Genomic DNA, 906 nt, shown 5'->3' on the forward strand with positions numbered 1-906 from the left:
ACTCTTTATAGTCCCGGATTATGTGATCCCAATCTTCTGATGTTCTTCTTTTCATTTTCCACTCCTTTAGAATAGAAAATGCATAGAAATCTCAGTTACTGGTAGATGGGGCTTTATTAGCGGTTACGTATCTGCTGGTATCTCATTTATAAGAGAAAGATCCAGTGAAAATTCAACAGTATTATATATAATAGAATACTCCAGATCAGGTGCAATGAGACCATCATTACCTTCAGAATCATCCAGAACAGGTGGATCTACGGCTCCCTTACAAGAAAAAAGTAGCAATAAAAACAATGATATTATTTGATTTTTAGTTTTAATTTTCAATTTATTATCCTCTCTATCTGCTTTTGAACAGCAGTCACGTTTTGACAATTCAAATTTTTTAAAAGCCAGTCATTCCCCCGGGGAAATTCGAAGCCCAGGAACTATAATCTGTTCCTGAGGGATAAGTCAGCTTGAGAACAGGATTACAATTTTTAAAAGAATTGGATTTTATTGAAGCTGCTTGATTGGCAATGCTGACAACATGATTAAGATTTGTTGAATTAGCAAAAGCATATGAAGAAAGAGAAGAAAGAGTGCTCGGTAAAGAGAGAGAGCTTATCTTTGTACCTGAAAAAGCAGAGCTATAAATGTCTGTTATCCCTTCGGGTATGGTTAATAAATCAACAAACTTACAACCAGAGAATACAGAGCTTCTAATGATGGTAACATTTGGTGACAGGGATAATGTTCCACTGAATGAACAACGTTCAAAAGCACTGCTGCCAATATGTTTTTTGCAAGTGAAAATTCCCCATTATTGCAATTATTTTTCCCCACTAACCAGTGGGGAATTTCATGTGCAATTTAGTCAGAAATTTACCTCCTTAATATGCTTATGAACAGCCTTCCTGACCT

At 35.7% G+C, this 906-nt stretch carries 2 protein-coding genes; both read right to left on the bottom strand.

From position 1 onward, the window contains the following. Positions 1-123 precede the first annotated feature (123 nt). On the bottom strand, positions 124-288 hold the full coding sequence (locus DV872_RS26765) for a hypothetical protein (RefSeq protein ID WP_158547202.1): 165 nt from the start codon (positions 286-288) through the stop codon (positions 124-126). Between the two features lie 100 nt (positions 289-388). Then, entirely contained in the window at positions 389-799 is a 411-nt protein-coding gene (locus DV872_RS27365) for a leucine-rich repeat domain-containing protein (protein ID WP_114632911.1), read from the bottom strand. Between the last annotated feature and the right edge of the window lie 107 nt (positions 800-906).

This window comes from Oceanispirochaeta sp. M1 (assembly GCF_003346715.1).
GTDB lineage: Bacteria > Spirochaetota > Spirochaetia > DSM-2461 > DSM-2461 > Oceanispirochaeta.